This is a genomic window from Frankia torreyi (assembly GCF_000948395.1).
Lineage (GTDB): Bacteria > Actinomycetota > Actinomycetes > Frankiales > Frankiaceae > Frankia > Frankia torreyi.
The window spans coordinates 205,428-224,166 of the sequence record NZ_JYFN01000005.1; the positions used below are offsets into that span (position 1 = coordinate 205,428).

16 protein-coding genes are annotated in these 18,739 nt (G+C 72.6%); 2 read left to right on the forward strand and 14 right to left on the reverse strand.

What is annotated here, in order from left to right; all coding sequences use genetic code 11:
- Positions 1-2: 2 nt before the first annotated feature.
- The 4 genes from infB to rimP all read right to left on the reverse strand — a co-directional run bounded on the left by infB (position 3) and on the right by rimP (position 5,488).
- Positions 3-3,047, reverse strand: a complete 3,045-nt coding sequence (gene infB, locus FF36_RS05280) for a translation initiation factor IF-2 (protein ID WP_044883809.1) — start codon at positions 3,045-3,047, stop codon at positions 3-5.
- 221 nt (positions 3,048-3,268) lie between these two features.
- The gene (locus FF36_RS32390) at positions 3,269-3,604 is read right to left on the reverse strand and encodes a YlxR family protein (RefSeq protein ID WP_339325592.1); all 336 of its coding nucleotides are present in this window, start codon (positions 3,602-3,604) and stop codon (positions 3,269-3,271) included.
- A 4-nt stretch (positions 3,605-3,608) separates the two neighbouring features.
- On the reverse strand, positions 3,609-4,706 hold the full coding sequence (nusA, locus tag FF36_RS05285; protein ID WP_044883810.1) for a transcription termination factor NusA: 1,098 nt from the start codon (positions 4,704-4,706) through the stop codon (positions 3,609-3,611).
- Positions 4,703-5,488, reverse strand: coding sequence for a ribosome maturation factor RimP (gene rimP, locus FF36_RS05290; protein ID WP_044883811.1), 786 nt, complete (start codon positions 5,486-5,488; stop codon positions 4,703-4,705). The genes nusA and rimP overlap by 4 nt, the downstream gene beginning before the upstream one ends.
- Before the next feature lie 406 nt (positions 5,489-5,894).
- Here rimP and FF36_RS05295 point away from each other — a divergent pair, with 406 nt between their 5' ends.
- Positions 5,895-6,533, forward strand: coding sequence for a hypothetical protein (locus tag FF36_RS05295; RefSeq protein ID WP_236705927.1), 639 nt, complete (start codon positions 5,895-5,897; stop codon positions 6,531-6,533).
- Positions 6,530-7,069 carry a DUF4439 domain-containing protein gene (locus tag FF36_RS05300; protein ID WP_082121682.1) on the forward strand — a complete coding sequence of 180 codons (540 nt, stop codon included), beginning with the start codon at positions 6,530-6,532 and terminating at the stop codon, positions 7,067-7,069. The genes FF36_RS05295 and FF36_RS05300 overlap by 4 nt, the downstream gene beginning before the upstream one ends.
- Before the next feature lie 15 nt (positions 7,070-7,084).
- Here FF36_RS05300 and FF36_RS05305 read toward each other — a convergent pair whose 3' ends face one another.
- The 10 genes from FF36_RS05305 to rlmN all read right to left on the reverse strand — a co-directional run bounded on the left by FF36_RS05305 (position 7,085) and on the right by rlmN (position 18,617).
- Positions 7,085-7,540 carry an RrF2 family transcriptional regulator gene (locus tag FF36_RS05305; RefSeq protein ID WP_044883813.1) on the reverse strand — a complete coding sequence of 152 codons (456 nt, stop codon included), beginning with the start codon at positions 7,538-7,540 and terminating at the stop codon, positions 7,085-7,087.
- Between the two features lie 131 nt (positions 7,541-7,671).
- The gene (locus FF36_RS05310) at positions 7,672-8,742 is read right to left on the reverse strand and encodes an ABC transporter permease (protein WP_052680962.1); all 1,071 of its coding nucleotides are present in this window, start codon (positions 8,740-8,742) and stop codon (positions 7,672-7,674) included.
- The gene (locus tag FF36_RS05315) at positions 8,732-9,493 is read right to left on the reverse strand and encodes an ABC transporter ATP-binding protein (protein WP_044883814.1); all 762 of its coding nucleotides are present in this window, start codon (positions 9,491-9,493) and stop codon (positions 8,732-8,734) included. The genes FF36_RS05310 and FF36_RS05315 overlap by 11 nt, the downstream gene beginning before the upstream one ends.
- Positions 9,494-9,550: 57 nt before the next feature.
- Complete coding sequence (locus FF36_RS05320; RefSeq protein WP_044883815.1) at positions 9,551-10,630, reverse strand: ABC transporter substrate-binding protein; 1,080 nt, start codon at positions 10,628-10,630, stop codon at positions 9,551-9,553.
- A gap of 474 nt (positions 10,631-11,104) precedes the next feature.
- Positions 11,105-11,871, reverse strand: a 767-nt coding sequence (locus FF36_RS05325; RefSeq protein ID WP_339325593.1) for a GNAT family N-acetyltransferase, incomplete at its 5' end; no start/stop codon positions are given.
- A 98-nt stretch (positions 11,872-11,969) separates the two neighbouring features.
- The gene (ispG, locus tag FF36_RS05330; RefSeq protein ID WP_044883817.1) at positions 11,970-13,124 is read right to left on the reverse strand and encodes a flavodoxin-dependent (E)-4-hydroxy-3-methylbut-2-enyl-diphosphate synthase; all 1,155 of its coding nucleotides are present in this window, start codon (positions 13,122-13,124) and stop codon (positions 11,970-11,972) included.
- Between the two features lie 109 nt (positions 13,125-13,233).
- Complete coding sequence (locus FF36_RS05335; RefSeq protein ID WP_044883871.1) at positions 13,234-14,418, reverse strand: M50 family metallopeptidase; 1,185 nt, start codon at positions 14,416-14,418, stop codon at positions 13,234-13,236.
- 160 nt (positions 14,419-14,578) lie between these two features.
- Positions 14,579-15,802 (reverse strand): 1-deoxy-D-xylulose-5-phosphate reductoisomerase, encoded by a 1,224-nt coding sequence (dxr, locus tag FF36_RS05340; RefSeq protein ID WP_044883872.1) that lies wholly within the window; start codon positions 15,800-15,802, stop codon positions 14,579-14,581.
- A gap of 186 nt (positions 15,803-15,988) precedes the next feature.
- Positions 15,989-17,035, reverse strand: coding sequence for a CE1 family esterase (locus FF36_RS05345; RefSeq protein ID WP_242418008.1), 1,047 nt, complete (start codon positions 17,033-17,035; stop codon positions 15,989-15,991).
- Positions 17,036-17,312: 277 nt separating this feature from the next.
- Positions 17,313-18,617, reverse strand: coding sequence for a dual-specificity RNA methyltransferase RlmN (gene rlmN / locus FF36_RS05350; protein ID WP_052680963.1), 1,305 nt, complete (start codon positions 18,615-18,617; stop codon positions 17,313-17,315).
- Positions 18,618-18,739 lie beyond the last annotated feature (122 nt).

The following is an 18,739-nucleotide window of genomic DNA, read 5'->3' on the forward strand; positions in this document are numbered from 1 at the left end:
CCTCAGACGCGGGGAACCTCCCGCTGCTCGAAGGTCTCGATGACGTCGTCGACCTTGATGTCGTTGAACGACCCGAGACCGATACCGCACTCGTAGCCCTCACGGACCTCGGTCGCGTCGTCCTTGAACCGCTTGAGCGACTCGACCGTGAGGTTGTCCGCCACGACCACGCCGTCGCGGATGAGACGGGCCTTGGTGTTGCGGCGGATGATGCCGGAGCGGACGAGCGAACCCGCGACATTGCCGATCCGCGGCACCCGGAAGACCTCGCGCACCTCGGCGGTACCGAGCTGCGCCTCCTCGTAGACCGGCTTGAGCATGCCCTTGAGGGCGTTCTCGATGTCCTCGATGGCCTGGTAGATCACCGAGTAGTACCGGACCTCGACACCCTCGCGATCGGCCAGCTCCGTCGCCTTGCCCTGCGGGCGGACGTTGAAGCCGATGATGACCGCGTCCGACGCCGACGCCAGCATGACGTTGGTCTCGGTGATCGCACCGACGCCCCGGTCGATGATCCGCAGGCCGACCTCGTCGCCGACATCGATCTTGAGCAGGGCGTCCTCGAGAGCCTCGACCGAACCGGAGACGTCGCCCTTGAGGATGAGGTTGAGCTGGGTCTTCTCGCCCTCCTTCATCCGCTCGAGGATCGTCTCCAGCGTCGGGCGGCCACGGCTGAGGGCGAGCTCGGCATTGCGCTCCCGCGCCTGCCGGCGCTCGGCGATCTGGCGGGCGACCCGGTCCTCGGGCACCACCAGGAAGTTGTCACCCGCGTCGGGAACGCTGGTGAAGCCGAGCACCTGCACCGGGCGGGCCGGACCCGCCTCGGTCACCTGACCGCCGTGCTCGTCGAGCATCGCCCGAACCCGGCCGAACGCCTCACCGGCGACCACCGAGTCGCCGACCCGCAGCGTGCCGCGCTGGACCAGCACGGTCGCCACCGGGCCACGGCCGCGGTCGAGCCGGCCTTCGATCGCGACGCCCTGCGCCTCCGTACCCGTCGGGGCCCGCAGGTCCAGCGAGGCGTCGGCCGTCAGGATGATCGCCTCGAGCAGCCCGTCGATGTTCGTCTTGTTGCGGGCGGAGACGTCGACGAACATCGTGTCGCCGCCGTACTCCTCGGCGACCAGGCCGTACTCGGTGAGCTGACCGCGCACCTTCGCCGGGTCGGCGCCCTCCTTGTCGACCTTGTTGACGGCCACGACGACCGGCACCCCGGCCGCCTGGGCGTGGTTGAGCGCCTCGATGGTCTGCGGCTTCACCCCGTCGTCGGCCGCGACCACGAGGACCACGATGTCGGTGACCTGGGCACCTCGGGCACGCATGGCGGTGAACGTCTCGTGACCCGGGGTGTCGATGAAGGTGATCGGCCGCTCGTCGCCGTCGACCGTGGCCCGCACCTGGTAGGCGCCGATGTGCTGGGTGATGCCGCCGGCCTCGCCCGCGACCACGTCGGTGAAGCGGATGGCGTCGAGCAGTTTCGTCTTGCCGTGGTCGACGTGACCCATGACGGTCACGACCGGCGGCCGGATGCTGAGCTCGACGTCGTCGCCGTACTCGCCGCCGAAGGACAGGTCGAAGCTCTCCAGCAGCTCCTTGTCCTCGTCCTCCGGGCTGACGATCTGCACTTCGTACCCGAGGGTCACGCCAAGCAGTTGCAGCGTCTCGTCGGTGCAGGACTGCGTCGCGGTCACCATCTCACCGAGCTGGGTGAAGACGACCTGGACCAGCGCACCGGGATTCGCGTCGATCTTGTCCGCGAAGTCGGCCAGCGAGGCGCCACGCGGAAGTCGGATGGCCTGCCCGTTGCCACGGGGGACCATCGCGCCCATCCGCGGCGCCTCCAGGCCGCTCTCCCACTCCTGCCGCTTCGCGCGCTTGGACTTGCGCTGACGGCCCGGACGGCCGCGGCCACCGGGGCCGAACGCGCCCGCCGTGGTACCGCCACGCCCGCGGCCACCCGCCGCGGGACGACCGCCACCGCCGCCACCGGGACGACCGGGGGCACCGGCACCGCCGCCGCCACCGCCACCACCGGGACGACCGGGAGCGCCGCCGCGACCGGCGAAACCGCCGGGACGCGGGCCGCCACTGCCGCCGCCACCACCGGGACGACCCGGTGCGCCGCCACCGGGACGACCGGGAGCGCCGCCCGCGGGACGGGGCTGGAACATGTTCGCGTTGGGCCGCGGACCGCCGCTACCACCCGGCCGCGGCGGCATCCCGCCGGCACCACCAGGGCGTGAGCCGGGACGCGGCGGCATCGAGCCGGGCGAGGGGCGAGGACCACCGGCGCCGGGAGCACCGGGGCGAGGGCCACCCGGGCGAGGACCCGGGCGCGGCGCACCCGGGCGCGGCGGAGAGGCCGGGCCGGAGCCGGACTGACCGGCCGACTGGCGGGGCCCGGTGGACGGCGTCGTGTACGGGTTGTTGCCGGGCGCGGACGGCCGGGGGCCGGGGCGCGGACCGGGACGAGGGCCACCGGCGGACGGACCGCTGGGAGCGCTGCCGCCGGGCGGCGGAACCGGGGCGCCGGGACGCCCGCGGCCGGGGGCCGCGGGGCCGGCGGGACGCGGGCCGGGCCGGGGGCCCGACGGAGCGGCCGGGGAGGACACCGGAGGAGCCGACGCCGCGGCGGGCGGCGGCGCGGCCGCGCTCGCCGCGGCGGGCCGCGGCGGGGATGCCTGCACGCTCGGCGCCGGAGCGCCAGGTGCCGGCGCACTCGGTGCCGGCGGTGCGGCCGGGCCGGGACGACCGGCCGGGCCGGGACGACCGGGGACGGGACGAGGGCCGGGACGAGGCGCGAGGCCCGGGCGCGGCGGCGCTGGGCGGGCGCCGTTACCGGGCGCCGGCCGACCGCCAGGACGCCCGCCCGAGGCGGGCCCGCCCTCGGTGGGGAAGGCTTCCTTCAGCTTGCGGACGACGGGGGCTTCGACGGTAGACGAAGCGGACTTCACGAACTCGCCCAGATCCTTGAGCTTGGCGAGCACGGTCTTGCTGTCGACACCAAGCTCCTTGGCGAGCTCGTGTACGCGGGCCTTTCCTGCCACGGTGCTCCTTCGTTCGGCCCGCGGTCCGTGCCCGCGTGACCTCGTTACCTGCCGGTCGTGATCATGGCTGGGTGCTCATTGAGCGATCATCACTGTCTCGACCTGCTTCCCTGTCGACGTCATCTGGCGCCGCCTCCCGGACCGGGCGCCGTCGCTGGCGGCGTCCGTCCCGTCTGATCCGGGCGCTCCGCTGCCGCGGACCACCCCCGTACCACCTACCTTTACCCGACTTTCGTCCCGTCCGGAGCCCTTACGGCGACCGGATCCCGCGGACGGGATCCGGCTGCCGCGGGGCGGAACCGCTCCAGGTACAGCCTGACCTGCACCGACCCGAGCGGGCCTGACACCCGCAGCGCTCGCGGAAACGCCTTACGACGCTCCGCGAGATCGAGACAGGCCAGATCCGGATGCACGTGCGCACCCCGACCATGCATACGGCGACGAGCATCCGGCAGGAGCTCGCCGCTGTCCACGACGATACGCAAGAGGTCGGAACTCGGCGCACGGCTTCGACATCCGATACAGGTACGGACGGGCTCCGCACGACACGCCATCATAAGTCTATCCCGTCCGACCCCGGGAGTGGCCACCCGCGGTGGGAGAGCGGCGCGGAACCCCGGGTGGCCCGGACCTCCGCGGCGCACCCGCCGGCGGCGGCTCGGCGGCGGCCGGCGGCCCGCCGGCCCGGTCCTCGGTGTCGGAGTGGATGTCGATGCGCCATCCGGTCAGCCGCGCCGCCAACCGCGCGTTCTGTCCCTCCCGACCGATCGCCAGCGACAGCTGGTAGTCGGGGACGACGACCCGCGCCGACCGACTCGCCAGATCCGTCACCTCGACCCGGGCCACCCGAGCCGGCGACAGGGCGCTGCCGACGAAGGTTGCCGGGTCGGCCGACCAGTCGACAATGTCGATCTTCTCCCCGTGCAGCTCGGCCATGACGGCACGCACCCGGCTACCCATCGGCCCGATGCAGGCGCCCTTGGGATTGACCCCGGCCACCTTGGAGCGGACGGCGATCTTGCTGCGGTGACCGGCCTCACGGGCGATCGCGGCGAGCTCGACCGTGCCATCGGCGACCTCGGGGACCTCCAGTCGGAACAGGCCCTTGACCAGCTCAGGGTGGGTTCGCGAGAGGGTCACGGTGGGACCGTGCGGCCCGCGGGCGACGTGCACCACGTAGCACTTGATCCGGTCGCCGTGCTCGAGCCGCTCGCCGGGGACCTGCTCGGCCGGCGGCAGAACACCCTCGATCGTGCCGAGATCGACCAGCACCACCTTGGAGCCGGCACGCTGCTCGTGATGTTGCACCACGCCGGAGACGACCTCGTGCTCACGGTCGGCGTACTGCCCGTAGGTGACCTCCTGCTGCGCCTCCCGGAGGCGCTGCATGATCACCTGCTTCGCCGTCATGGTCGCGATCCGGCCGAAGTCGGCCGGCGTGTCGTCGTACTCGCGACTGGTCCCGTCGGGACCCTGCTCGCGGGCGAGAACGGACACCTCCCCCGTCGTCCGGTCGATGACCACCCGGGCGTCGGGAGCCGACCCGGCCGTGTGGTGATACGCCGTCAGCAGGGCCGTCTCCATCGCCTGCACCAAGGTGTCGAAGGCGATGTCCTTCTCCCGCTCGATACCGCGCAACGCGGCCACGTCGAGCTTCACCGGGTCATCTCCTCACCGGCCGCGCCCTGGGCGTCGGCCTGGCGGCCCTCGTCGTTGGATACCGGCCCCGGCGACGCCGGGTGATCGTCCTGATCGTCCCGCGTCGCACCATCACGGGCGGCGTGCGCCTGCGGCGCCTCGGCGCTCACGCCGGAGTCCGGCGCGTCCGGCGTGTCCCCCGACGGTTGTGCCGGCGACTCACCGGAAAGATCATCATACCCCTCGGCCGCGAACTCGATCTCCACCGTCGCCCGCTCGACCTGCGCATAGGTCACCCGCGCGACACGACGCCGCTGCGGTCGCCCGCGCCGGGCCGGGCCGGTGGCAACGGCCAGATCCGCCCCGGCCTCGTCGGCGGACAGCACCCGACCGGACAGGACGTCCCCGGCGCTGTCCCGCACGGTCACAAGCCGCCCGACGGCGCGGCGCCAGTGCCGGGGCGCGGTCAGCGGCCGGTCGACCCCCGGGGAGGTGACCTCCAGGACGTAGGGCCCGGCGCTGAGGCCCTCGCCCGCCGCCTCCGCCGCGTCGAGCAGGTCCGAGACCACCCGGCTGGCCTCGGCCACCGCGTCCAGGTCGATGCCGCCGTCGCGGTCCACCGCCACCCTGACCAGGCTGCGCGAACCGGCCCGGCTCACCGTCACATCCTCAAGATCGAAACCCGCCCCGGCCAGGCCGGACGTCAACCGGTCGCGCAACGCCGGCCGGACGGTCCCCGCCCGCCGAGCCGCTCCGGATGAGCCTCGGCCCCGTCCGTGACCGGACTCCCCCGCCCCTGACACCTGGTCCGTCCCTTCTCGTGTTCACGCCTGCCCTGATCGTCTCGCCGCCCCCTGCCGGCCGGCCACCCCCCGACCGTCCGGGCCCCGGGCGGCCACGCCGCCGGCCACCGGCGACCGGCCACCAGGGGCGATACCCAGGTTCGGCCGGACACCACGGATGCACCGCCGGGTTGCCCGGCGACGACGCACAGAGGTCCCCGCCGACGGGGGACCTCTGCCCACGAACCCACCGGGCCACGGCGACGGCGAACAGGATGAGATCCATAGCCTACGTCCGCCGCCGCGCCGGCCGGCCGCGGCCCGCGCGCCGCGGTACCGCCGGCAGGCGGACGGATCGCCCGGGCGGGTCGCACGGCGGTCAGCCCGGCCGGCGGAATGTGCGAAGCTCGGAACCGTGGACCCGGCGTTGCGCATTCCCGTCTCGCGGCGGCGGATCCTGCTGGGACTCGGCGGGCTCGTCCTCGCCGACGCCGTCGGGGTGGCCGGCTGCACGACCACGGTCTCGCCCTCGACCGCGTCGAACGGCGGGCTCAGCGCGCCGGACACGGCCGCGGCGCGGGGCGCGATCGACCGCGCCATGACGTTGGCGGCGGCCTACCGGACCGCGGCCGAACGCCATCCGTCCCTGCGTCCCCTGTTCGACCCGCTGCGCGCCCATCACGAGGTCGCCGTGTCGACGCTGGGCGCGCAGGTCCCCGCCGCGGTCGCGACGATCCCGGCGGCCGGAGTGACCGGCTCGACCCCGGCGGCGTCCGCACCCGCCGGGCCCACGCCGGCCGGGGCGGCGGCCACCCCCGTCGTCGACGACTCGCCCCCGGCCCGCGCGGCGACGCTGGCCTCGCTGCGCGCCTCCGAGAGCGGCGCGACGGCCGCGGCGCGCACCGACAGCCTGCGCGTGAGCGGCGTGCTCGCGCCGTTGCTGGCCAGCCTGCACGCGGCCGGGGTCGCGCAGGTGGAGCTGCTCGACCTCTACAGCGCGCAGGTCGGCGCAGGCCAGCCGGCCGCGACCGCCGGCAGTGTCGGCGGTGTCGGGAGTGTCGGGTGACCCCTGGTGGGCGGGACGGGCGGGTCGTCGCGGCCGTCCCCGCCGCGACGGGGACGGCCCGGGAGAGCCCTGCGGCTGCCGGGCCGGCGACCGCCGTGGCCGCCCTGAACACGATGCTCACCGCCACCCACGCCGCGATCTACGCCGCCGCGACGGCGGGCGGTGCGCTCGCGCCGCTGGGCCCCACGGCCGCCGGCGCCCGGGAGCTGGCCCGGCTGAGCTGGGTCGCCCATCAGGCGCTTCGCGACGACCTCATCGCCGCGATCGGCGCCCGCGGCGGTCAGCCCTCCCCGGCCCTGCCGGCCTACCGGATCCCCACGACGCCGGTCAGCGTCACCGCCTCGCTGACCCTGCTGGCCCAGATCGAGGACGCCTGCGCCGCGGCGGCCCACGACGCCACAGCCGTCCTCGTCGCCGACGCCCGGGCGCTGGCCGTCGACGCTCTGGGCGGGGCGGCCGTACGGGCCCAGCGGGCGCGCCTCGCGGCAGGCCTGCCGCCCGCCACGGCCACCCGCGCGCTGCCGGGCGCGTCGTGAGCGCGCGGCGATCCGCTAGCGAGTGGTCCAGGCGTCGGGATCATTGCCAAGAGTGGTGACGATCTCCGGAAGGCGGCCGCCGGCGACGTCGGCAAGGGTCACGTTCTCCAGGACACGGCGCAGGTTGACCCGCACGGCGATCCAGACGTCCTGCAGATTCTTGGCCGCACCCTCGTAGCAGGCGTCCTCGGGGCGGCGCCCGCGCACGCTCGCGAGCGGGCCGTCGGTCACCCGGATCACCGTGGCGACCGTGATCTGGTCGGCGGGGCGGCCCAACTGGTAACCCCCGTCGGCACCCCGGCGGCTCTGGACCAGTCCGGCCCGGCGCAGATCGGTCAGGATGTTCTCGAGGAAGCGCAGCGGCAGATCCTGCGCCAGAGCCAGCGACTCGCCCTTGACGAGCTGACCGTCACTCGCCGCCAACGTCAGGAGTGCGCGCAGCGCATAGTCGGCGCGAGCGGAGATCTGCATGCACCCATATTGCCGCCCGGCAGCGCCGAGCGCGCCCGACGGGTTGGCCTGGCGTGCCGCGGGTGCACGTGCCGGCACTCACCGTCCGCGCTGGCGCCCCGCCCACCCAAGGAAAACGGGCCGCCGCTCGCTCACCCCGCACCGCCGGAATGCCCACCGTCCCCGCCGCCGGCGCCCGGGTCCGCCGGCGGCGGCATCGTGCCGTCCCCGGAGCTTCCCACCGGGTCGACCGCGCCGCCGGCCACGCCGAGTCCCCGGCTACCGCGGGCCGCCCGCACCGCGGACGTCCCCTCGGCGACGAGACCGCGGCGGACGCGCATCCGCTGGTCGGCGGTGTTGAACGCAGCGTCGACAACGACTCCGACGACGAAGATTGTGATCATCGACGCCATCACCCCGACCGTGTCGAGCAGTTCCCGGGAGTTCTGTAGGTCGGCCCCGACCGAGGGATGGCCGGGAACGATGACCAGCAGCTCACCGGCCATCAGGCTGCGCCAGGCGAACGCCCAGCCCTGCTTGAGCCCAGCGAGTACCGAGGGCAGGGCCGCGGGCGCGACGACGTACCGGTACAGGGAGAAGCCGCTCGCACCCATACTGCGACCCACGCGCACGAGTAGCGGCGGCACGTAGTCGACGCCGTAGATCACCCCGTTGGCGACCGAGGGCGCGGCCCCGAGCACCACGACAAACATGATCGCCGACTCGCTGAGCTTGAACAGCAGGATCGCCAGGGGGAACCAGACGATGGACGGCATCGTCTGCAGCGCGGTGATGAAGGAGCCCACCGCGGTACGCAGGATCGTGGAGCGGGAGACCGCGACCCCCACCACGACCCCGATCACGACCGCGAGGGCGTAACCCTCCACCGCCCGGACCAGGGTGCGTGCCAAGGCGTCCCAGAAGTGACTGGTGCCGAGGCGGCTGCCGAACTCGGACAGGGCCTTACCCGGTCCGGGCAGCACATAGGAGGGCTTCCAGCCACTCCAGACGACGAGCTGCCACAGCAGCAGGAACAGGGCGAGAGCGCCGATCTTCGGCCAGGTAGCGGCCCACGCCCGGGATGCGAGCGGCCGCCGCTGCGTGGTCGGGATGTCGAGCGCATCCAGGCCGGCGAGCGCGGCGTCCACCGCGAGCCCGGTCTCGGCGTCGAAGTCCGCCGTCTGGCTACGGAACCGGGTCGAGGTGCCGCTTTCAGTGGCCATGCCGGCCGACCTCCTCGCGTAGTCGCGTGGTCACGACGGTGGCCAGTTCCGCGACCCGGGCGGAGTCGATCCGCCGCGGCCGCTCGATGTCGACGTCGAAGACCTCCGCGACCCGGCCGGGCCGCGAGGACAGCAGCACGATGCGGTCGCCGAGCCGCACGGCCTCGCGGACGTCATGCGTGACGAAGATGACCGTGACGCCGGTCTCCCGCCAGATCCGCTCCAGCTCGTCGTGGAGCAGGTCTCTGGTCATCGCGTCGAGGGCACCGAAGGGCTCGTCCATGCAGAGGATGTCGGCCTCCTGCGCGAACGCCCGGGCGAGACTCACCCGCTGGCGCATGCCTCCGGACAGCTCGTGGGGACGCTTGTCGGCCAGCCCGGCGAGGCGAACCATCGCGAGCAGGCGCTCCACCCGCTCCCGTCGCTCGCCGCGGCGGATACCCCGCAGCCGCAGCGGCACCTCGATGTTGCCGCCCGCGGTGAGCCACGGCAGCAACGCCGAGTCCTGGAACATCATCCCGGCGCGGCGATTGGTCGTGTCCACGGTGCCGGTGGTCGGCGCGTCGAGCCCGGTGATCAACCCGAGCAGGGTCGATTTACCGCAGCCCGACGCCCCGAGCAGACAGAGGAACTCGCCGGACCGGACGTCCAGGGAGACGTTGTCCAACGCCTGCACACGTGCGGCGCCGGAGCCGAAGAAGCGGCTGACGCCGTCGATGCGCACAGCGGTGTCGGAGCGGACAGCGGTCACGGATCATTCCCCCGTTGCGGTGGAGACGCACGCCCGGCCAGGCGACCTGCGGGTGGATCAGGAGTCGGAGACGGTCGGCTTACCCTGCTTCGCCAGGATGTCGTTGAGGATCGTCAGGTCGAAGATGCCGTCGAGCTTCGGATTCTTGATCAACCCGAGCTCCTCCTGATGCTTGGCCGAGGTGAGCAGGGAGGCGGCGATCGGGTCGGGCGTGAACGTCAGCGACTTCCACGCCGAGGTCAGGACCTTGTCCGACAGCGGCTTGCCGGCAAGCTTGCCCAGGGCCGTGTTGGTGACCGTCGCGCCGGCGTCCCGGTCGGCGTTGAGACCGTTGATCGACGCCACGTTGGCGCTGACGAGCCGGCGGACGATCTCCGGGTTCTTCTTCAGGTAGGCGGTACGCACCAGCAGCACCGTCGTGACGAACTGGCCCTTGGTCTCGGGCCACTCGTCGGCCTCGTTCACGAGCACCTTGCCGCCCGCGGCGACCAGCCGGGACGCCGTCGGCTCGGGCACCCACGCGCCGTCGATCGCCTTGTTGGTGAAGGCGTCGACCGTGACGGAGTTGTCCTGCGGCTTGATCGAGACGTCGCCGCCGCCCTGGGTGTCCGTCTTCAGGCCGTTCTTCTTCAGGTAGTAGCGCAGCGCCACGTCCTGGGTGTTGCCGAGGCTCGGCGTCGCGAGCGTGGTGCCCTTGAGCTGCGCCACCGAGGTGATGTCCGGCCGGACCACGAGCGCCGCGCCACCCGACGTCGCGCCGGAGACGATCCGTACCGCCTCGCCGTTCGACTTGATGAAGCTGTTCACCGCGGGGTTCGGCCCGATGTACCCGGCGTCGAGCGCCCCGGACAGCACGGCCTCGGCTTCCTGCACCCCGGAGTTGAACGTCGAGGTCTTCAGCGTGACGCCGGTGCCGAGCTCCTTGGCGAAGATCCCCTTCTCGACGCCGTAGAGCGCGGGCGCGTGGGTGAGGTTCGGGAAGTACCCGAGGCGGAGCGTCCCGCTCACCTGGCCGGGCGTCGCGCTCGCCGAGGCCTTGGCGTCATCGCCCGAGCTCGAGCAGCCCACCACCGCCAGCGCCAGCGCCCCAGCGGTGATCAGTGGCGTCATGGCCCGCCACAGTCTGCTCGGCCTCATGAAAACCCCCTTCGCGCAGGCTGACGCCCGCGCCATGCAAGTCAATCGACGTCATCGGGATGGTAAGCATGCCAGATGCCCCGCATCCTGGCCATGTGCCTTCATCGTCCGGACATCGTTCGGTAACAAATACGGTCGATTTGGGAGCAATTCGGCAAGACGGACAGGATCCGATCATGAAGGACTGATCCCCGCGGACCATCCAGGAACAGGCTGCGGACCAGGTCACAGGCCTGTTCGGCAGGCGCGGCGCGGACGGCGCGGCGCGGACGGCGCGGCGGCGCGGACGGCGCGGCGGGCTCAGCGTCCAAGCTCAGCGCGCGGCGGCGCGGCGCCCCCACGCGCCACCAAGGACGAACAAACGCCAACCGACCGGACCCCCGGCCAGCCCGGCCCTCCGCGCCGCGCCTGGCCCGAGGCGACCGCGCCTGGCCTGCGGCGACCACACCTGGCCTGCGGCGGAGAGGAAGCGAGCTAGAAGAGGATCGAAGCGAAGGTGTCCACGCGCTGGAATCCGACCCGCTCGTAGGCTCGGCGGGCGGCGTGGTTGAAGTCGTTGACGTACAGGCTCACCCGCGGGGCGAACGCCGCCCGCGCCAGCGCGACGACGCTGGCAGTGCCGGCCGCACCCAGCCCGCGCCCACGCAGCGCCGGGTCCACCCAGACGCCCTGGATCTGGCAGACGTCCCCGGCCACCGCGCCGATCTCGGCCTTGAACAGCACGCGGCCGTCGACGATGTGCGCGAACGAGCGCCGCTGCCCGATGAACTCCGCGACGCGGGCCCGGTAAAGGGCCCCGCCGTCAGCGAGGACCGGGGACACCCCGATCTCCTCGGTGAACATGGCGATGCAGGCCGGCAGCAGGACGTCGAGTTCATCGGGCCGGACGGGACGGACGGCCGGGTCGGGCGCGATGAGTGGCGGCCGGTCGATCACGAGCAACGGCTGGTCGGACCGGACCTCGCGGGCCCGTCCCCAGGTCGGCTCGAGGTGCCGCCACATCGCCATGACCGACGAGGAGACACCGACGACGGAGGAGCAGCGGCGGCCCTGCCGGCGGGCCCGCTCGGCGAACAGCTTCGCCGAGGCGGGACCCGCCGCCACGGGCCAGAGATTGGCGCCGGAGTAACACACCGCGGCCAGGCGGCCGTCGACCGTGTGACCCCACATCTCCGCGCCGAGCCGCCACGGATCAAGCCCGGCGGCCTCGACGCGGGACGCGACGAACACGTCGGCGACCGNATTACGGGCCAGCAGCTCGCGCACGGCGGGGAGATCCCGATCGTCGAGCAGTCGCGTCGGCGCGGAGCGCAGCGGCAGGCCCATCCGGTCGCGCCGCCTAGCTGACGGTGACCGAAGGCTCGCCGGACGGGGTACCGCCCGCCGTCATCTCCTCGGCCAGCCGCATGGCTTCCTCGATGAGGGTCTCCACGATCTGCGCCTCGGGCACGGTCTTCACGACCTCGCCCTTGACGAAGATCTGGCCCTTGCCGTTACCGGACGCGACGCCGAGGTCGGCCTCCCGCGCCTCACCCGGCCCGTTGACCACGCAGCCCATCACGGCGACGCGCAACGGGACCTCCATGCCTTCGAGACCGGCGCTGACCTGGTTGGCGAGGGTGTAGACATCGACCTGGGCCCGACCACAGGAAGGGCAGGACACGATCTCGAGCTTACGCTGCCGGAGTCCCAGGGACTCCAGGATCGCGGTGCCGACCTTGACCTCCTCGACCGGCGGCGCGGACAGCGAGACCCGGATGGTGTCGCCGATGCCCTCGGCGAGCAGCGCGCCGAAGGCGACCGAGGACTTCACGGTGCCCTGGAAGGCGGGGCCCGCCTCGGTCACGCCGAGGTGCAGGGGGTAGTCGCAGGACTGGGCGAGCAATCGGTAGGCCTGGATCATGACGACCGGGTCGTGGTGCTTGACCGAGATCTTGATGTCGCGGAAGTCGTGCTCCTCGAACAGCGAGCACTCCCACAGCGCCGACTCGGTGAGCGCCTCCGGCGTGGCCTTGCCGTACTTGGCGAGCAGCCGCTTGTCGAGGGAGCCGGCGTTCACCCCGATCCGGATCGGGATACCGGCGCCCTTCGCCGCGCGGGCGATCTCGCCGACCTTGTCGTCGAACGCCTTGATGTTGCCGGGGTTGACGCGGACCGCCGCGCAGCCGGCGTCGATCGCGGCGAAGACGTACTTGGGCTGGAAGTGGATGTCCGCGATCACCGGAATCGGCGACTTGCGGGCGATGGCCGCAAGCGCGTCGGCGTCGTCCTGGCTGGGGACGGCCACCCGGACGATCTGGCATCCAGACGCGGTGAGCTGGGCGATCTGCTGCAGTGTCGCGTTGACGTCCGAGGTCAACGTGGTGCACATCGACTGCACGGAGACCGGAGCGTCACCCCCGACCGGGACGTTGCCCACGTTGATCTGCCGGCTGTGCCGCCGAGTGCCGAGCGGTCGGGCCGGAGCGGCTGGCATGCCCAGAGTAACGGTCACGTTGTCCTCACTGGCGAATCGGAAAAATTGATCGATGTGCGACTGATTCGGCCTGTCGGCTGCGGGACGCAGGGCAGTAGGGCGCACGGTCTCGCGCAACCGTGCGGAATCACTGGTTCAGGCGGATCGGATTGAAGATGTCGGCGGACAGGAGGAGCAGGCTGAACCCGAGCAGGACGACAACCGTGGCGTACGTGGCCGGTAAGAGCTTGGCGAAATCCACCTTCTGTACCGGACCACGGTAGCCCCGAAGCCTGCGCAGACCGTGTCTGGCCTGTTCAAAGCCCAGCACGGCGATGTGGCCGCCATCCAACGGGAGCAGGGGCAACAGGTTGAAGATGCCGACCGCGAGATTGATCGCGGCCACCAGGATGAGGAACTGGCCGACCCGGTCGAGCACCGAGCTGTCCGGGGCCGAGACGACGTCACCACCGATGCGCGCCGCACCCACGACGCTGATGAAGCCCTCGGGATCGCGATCGTTACTGAAGATCTTACCGACGTCGCCGATCCGATGGGTCAACGTGTCGTACATGCCGGTGAAGCCGGAGCCGATCACCACGAAGGTGTGCGGAACGGCCTCGATCGGGTTGTAGTGCACCGTCTCGAGCCCCGGCCGGACGCCCAGCGCGCCGACCCGGTCGTTGCCCGCCTCGCCGGTGGAGCGGTTGCGGCGGACCTCGACGAGGTCCGGGCTGAGGGTCAGCGAGCGTCCGTCCCGCTCCACCACGAGCGAGGCGGGGCCGGCGCCGTGCTCGCGCACCCGGCGGGTGAAGTCCTTCCAGGTGTGCACCGCGACCCCGTCGAAGCTGACGACCCGGTCGCCGGGTCGCAGCCCCGCCGCGGCGGCGGGGCCGGGCCCAGAGCAGCTCGCGGTTGTCGCCACGCAGCTCGTCGAACCGATCTTCGACTCGCTGACCTGCGTGGTGCCGAGCGCGACCAGCACCCCATAGATCAACACAATGGCGATGACGAAATGCACGAAGGAACCGGCGGACATGACCACCAGCCGGGCCCGGGCCCGGGCGTTGTAGAACGCCCGAGGCTCGTCGGCCGGATCGATCTCCTCCAGCGGCGTCATCCCCTCGATCTTGACGAAGCCGCCGGCGGGGATGGCCTTGATGCCGTACTCGGTCTCGCCGCGTTGGCGGGACCAGATCGTCGGGCCGAAGCCCACGAAGAACTTCGAGGCCTTCATGCCGTAGTGCCGGGCGGTCACGAAGTGACCGCCCTCGTGCAGCACCACGGACACGAGCAGCGCCGCGGCGAACGCCACGATGCCGAGAATCGCCATCAGGCCGGCCTCCGCCCGACGGGACACCGGCCGGGGGCGCCCGGATGGACCCAGGCACCCCACGAACCGCCGCGCCCGGCCCGGCCCAGGCGGATCACACCGACCCCGGAACGGAAGCCGGCCGGGTGGGATCCACCGCCCACCCCGGGCAGCGCGTGGTTCACACCGATTCCCGTTCGCTCTCGCGCCGGATCAACCGCTGCGCCGCGTCGCGCGCGGCCCGCTCGGTGGCGAACACCTCGTCGAGCGAAGGGTGATCGACGACCTCGTGTTCGGCGATGACCTCGGCCACCAGATCGACGATACGGACGAAGGGCAGGCGTCCGGCCAGGAAGGCGGCCACCGCCTCCTCGTTGGCCGCATTGAACACCGCCGGAGCGGTGCCACCCCGGCGACCGGCCGTGCGCGCGAGCTCCACGGCCGGGAAGGCCACCTCGTCGAGCGGCTCGAAGGTGAGCGCCTGGGCGCGGGTCCAGTCCATCGGCGGCTGCGCCTCGGCCACCCGCTCCGGCCAGCCCAGGGCCAGCGCGATGGGCAGGCGCATGTCGGGCGGCGAGACCTGGGCCAGGGTGGACCCGTCGGTGAACTCGACCATCGAGTGCACCAGCGACTGGGGGTGCACGACGACGTCGATGTCGTCGTAGGGCACCCCGAAGAACAGGTGCGCCTCGATCAGCTCCAGACCCTTGTTCATCAGGGTGGCGGAGTTGATCGTGACAAACGGGCCCATGTCCCAGGTGGGATGAGCCAGCGCCTGCTGCGGGGTGACGGCGGCGAGTTCGTCGCGGCGACGCCCACGGAACGGGCCGCCGCTGGCCGTGAGGACCAGTTTGCGTACCTCGTCCCGGCGGCCGCCGCGCAGGCACTGCGCCAACGCGGAGTGTTCGGAGTCCACCGGGACGAGCCGGTCCGGGTCGCCGCCGAGCGCGTCCAGGACCAGGGGTCCCCCGGCGACCAGCGACTCCTTGTTCGCCAGCGCCACCGTCCGGCCGGCGGCCAGCGCGGCGAGCGTCGGCGCGAGACCGACCGATCCGGTGATGCCGTTGAGAACAATGTCACAGGGCCACTCAGCGATCTCGCTCGCCGCATCGGGCCCGGCCAGGATCTTCGGCACGGCGAACTCGCCCCGGCGGTAGCCCCGCCGCGTCGCCTCCGCAAAGAAGGCGAGCTGCAGGTCCTGGGCCGCCGATGCCGCCGCCACGCCGACCGCCTGGACACCGAGATCGAGTGCCTGGGCTGCGAGCAGGTCCACCCGGGACCCGCCGCCCATCAGCGCAACCACCCGGAAGCGCTGCGGATTGCGGCGTACGACGTCTATGGCCTGGGTTCCGATCGAGCCCGTGGACCCGAGCAGAACAACTTCACGCAGGTTCGAAGCCTCCACCACACCTCCATTCTCTCAGGCCCGTCGACGCCTCGGCGCCGCCCTGTTCGGTTCATGACAGGTGCCACCCGTAGATGTGCAATGGGTCTGACGGCCACTACCTTTTGTGACCTCATCCTCTCCCCGTCGAAGCGACGTCGACCCCAACCCGGCGGGGTCGCCGGTCTCGCACCCAACCGGGGGAGCTCATCCGTCCGCAGCCGCCGACGAGGGGGTCCCGGTCGCCGAGGGTGATGTCGACGGCACGGGAGTCCCCGACCCGCCCGTGCCGGCGCCCGGGCTTGCACCCGCCGAAGGCGATGCGTTCGCCGCCGACGACGGTGCGGCCGGCGTGGCCGAGGCGGCGGGCGATCCGCTCGGAGCGAGCGGGCCCGGCAGCGGGAGCGCCCCGCCCGAACCCGGCGTCCCCGCGCCGCCGCCGGCGACGTCCCCGGAGGTGGGGGTGTAACCAAAATAGGTCAGCGCCACGACGGTGGCGCTGAAGGCGTCCGAGGTCGGCCCGAGCGCCGGACGGGCCTGCGCGCCGGGCCAGGTGTGTCCGGCGCCCTGCATGGCCAGCAACCCGACGTCGCGCCCGTTCGGGCAGCCCGTCCACACGGTGCGCTGCCAGGCCGCGGTGTCCCGGGAGGCCTGGCTGGCGCCGCTGCACCGGAGTGCGGAGGCATAGCGGGCGAGCCGGTCGGGCGTCGACTGCGCGACCACGCCGGCGAACGGCGCCGGACGGGGAGCGCCCCCGCCGTCGAGCGGCGCGATCTGGTCGGCCGTCCCGTGGATCTCGAGCACGTTCGTGGTAGGCGCCGCGCAGGAGGTGGGCAGCACGCTCGAGCCGACCGTGACCGCCGCCGCGATCCTGCCCGGCAACGCGCAGGCCACGGTGAACACCATGTTCGCGCCGTCCGCGTAACCTACGGCGAAGATGCGCTTCGCGTCGAGGCACATCCGGCCCGTGAGCTCGTTGAGCAGCGTTCCCGCGAACAGCACGTCGTCGGGGCCGATGGCGGCGGAACGCGGAAAGTTCCACCGATCCTGTGCCCCGATCGGCGCCGCGACCGCGAAACCGGCCTTGGTGCCCTGGTCGGCGAGCCGGGTGTAGGCCTCCAGATCGTCGGTGCTCTGCCCGAGATCGTGGAAGTTGAGGATCAGCGGGAGCGCCCGGGCCTGCGATCCCGCGGTGGGAACGGCCAGGACGTACGTGCGGTCGATGCCGCCGACCCGCAAGGTGCGGGTACTCACCCCGGACGGCAGGGTCTTCCCGGTGACGCACCCGCTGGGTGGCGGGGCGGGGACGGTGGGCGTCGGCGACGCCGACACGGCCGCCGCGCGCGGCTCGCGCCCGCCGGCGGGACCTATCGCAGAGGATGGCCCCGAGGCGTGCTCCGAGCCGGGATCCCGCGAGATGGCGTACCACAACAGAAGCAGAAGCACGCCGACTGCGGCCGTGATCGGCAACCAGACCGTGTTCGTCGTCCGCGCGCGATGCCGAAGAGAACCGCGCCGTCGGCTCGCCGGACTACCGAAGGACACGGCTGCCGTGCGCAGACGAGCCGCTCGCCGCGCCGGCGGCCTCGACGGGCTTCGCAGACTCGACAGGCTTCGCGGCCTCGACAGGCTTCGCGGCCTCGACAGGCTTCGCGGCCTCGAGGCGCCTGGCACGTCCGGCGGGCTCGGCGGCGAGCTGACCGCAGGCCGCCGCTATCTCCCGACCGCGGGTGTCGCGCACGGTGGTGGCGATCCCCCGCTCCCGCAGCCGGCGGACGAACGCGCGCTGGCCGGCGGGTGCACTGGCCTGCCAGGACGAGCCCTCCGTCGGGTTCAACGGAATGAGATTGACATGCGCCAGGCGACCGGAGAGCAGGGTCGCGAGCGCGTCGGCGCGGGCCACGTCGTCGTTGACCCCGTCGATCAGCGCGTACTCGATGCTCACCCGCCGGCCGGTGACCTCGGCATATTCCCAGGCGGCGGCGAGCACCTCGGCCACCGGCCACCGCGTGTTGATCGGCACCAGCTCGTCGCGCAGCTCGTCGTCCGGGGCATGCAGCGACACCGCCAGGGTCACCGGCAGGCCCTCGCCGGCCAGCCGACGCATCGCCGGCACGAGTCCGACGGTGCTGACCGTCAGCCCACGCGCGGACAGCCCCAGCCCCTCCGGCGGCGGCGCGATCAGGCGGCGCAGCGCAGCGGTCACCGCGGTGTAGTTGGCCAGCGGCTCGCCCATGCCCATGAAGACCACATTGGACAGGCGGCCCTCGCCGCCGGCCAACTCCCGGCGGCGCAGCACGCGAGCGGCGTGCACGACCTGTTCGACGATCTCCGCCGTCGACAGATTACGGGTCAGGCCCCCCTGACCGGTAGCACAGAACGGGCAGCCCATGCCGCAGCCCGCCTGGCTGGACACGCAGACCGTCGCCCGATCCGGATACCTCATGATCACAGATTCGAGCAGCGCGCCGTCCGCGGTCCGCCATGCCGTCTTGCGGGTCAGGCCGTCGTCGCAGCTCAGCGTTCGGGCAGGCACGAGCAACCGCGGGAGCAGCGCCTCGAGGAGCGGTCCGCGGGCGTCCTCGGGCAGGTCGGTCATCGCGTCGGTCTCGTCGGCATCGACCAGCCGGGCGAAGTAGTGGCGCGACACCTGATCGGCGCGGAAGGCGGGCTGGCCCAACGAGACCGCGACCTGGCGGCGTTCGTCCCGGGAAAGATCTGCCAGGTGCCGCGCAGGCCGCGCGGCACGCCGGGTCAGGGACAGGCGGACCGGCCGGCCGGTCCCGGCGGACACCGGGCCGTCCGGGGATTCGGATTCGGCGGTCATGGGAGTCATCGCGGCTCCAGTGTGCCAGGAGGCCGCCGCCTAGAAGATCACTGAAAATCTTGCGGGGTGCTGGTGGGGGTGGATGGCCGTGGTTTAAGGGGGTGCGGCGGTCAGGGTCCAGCCGTTGGTGC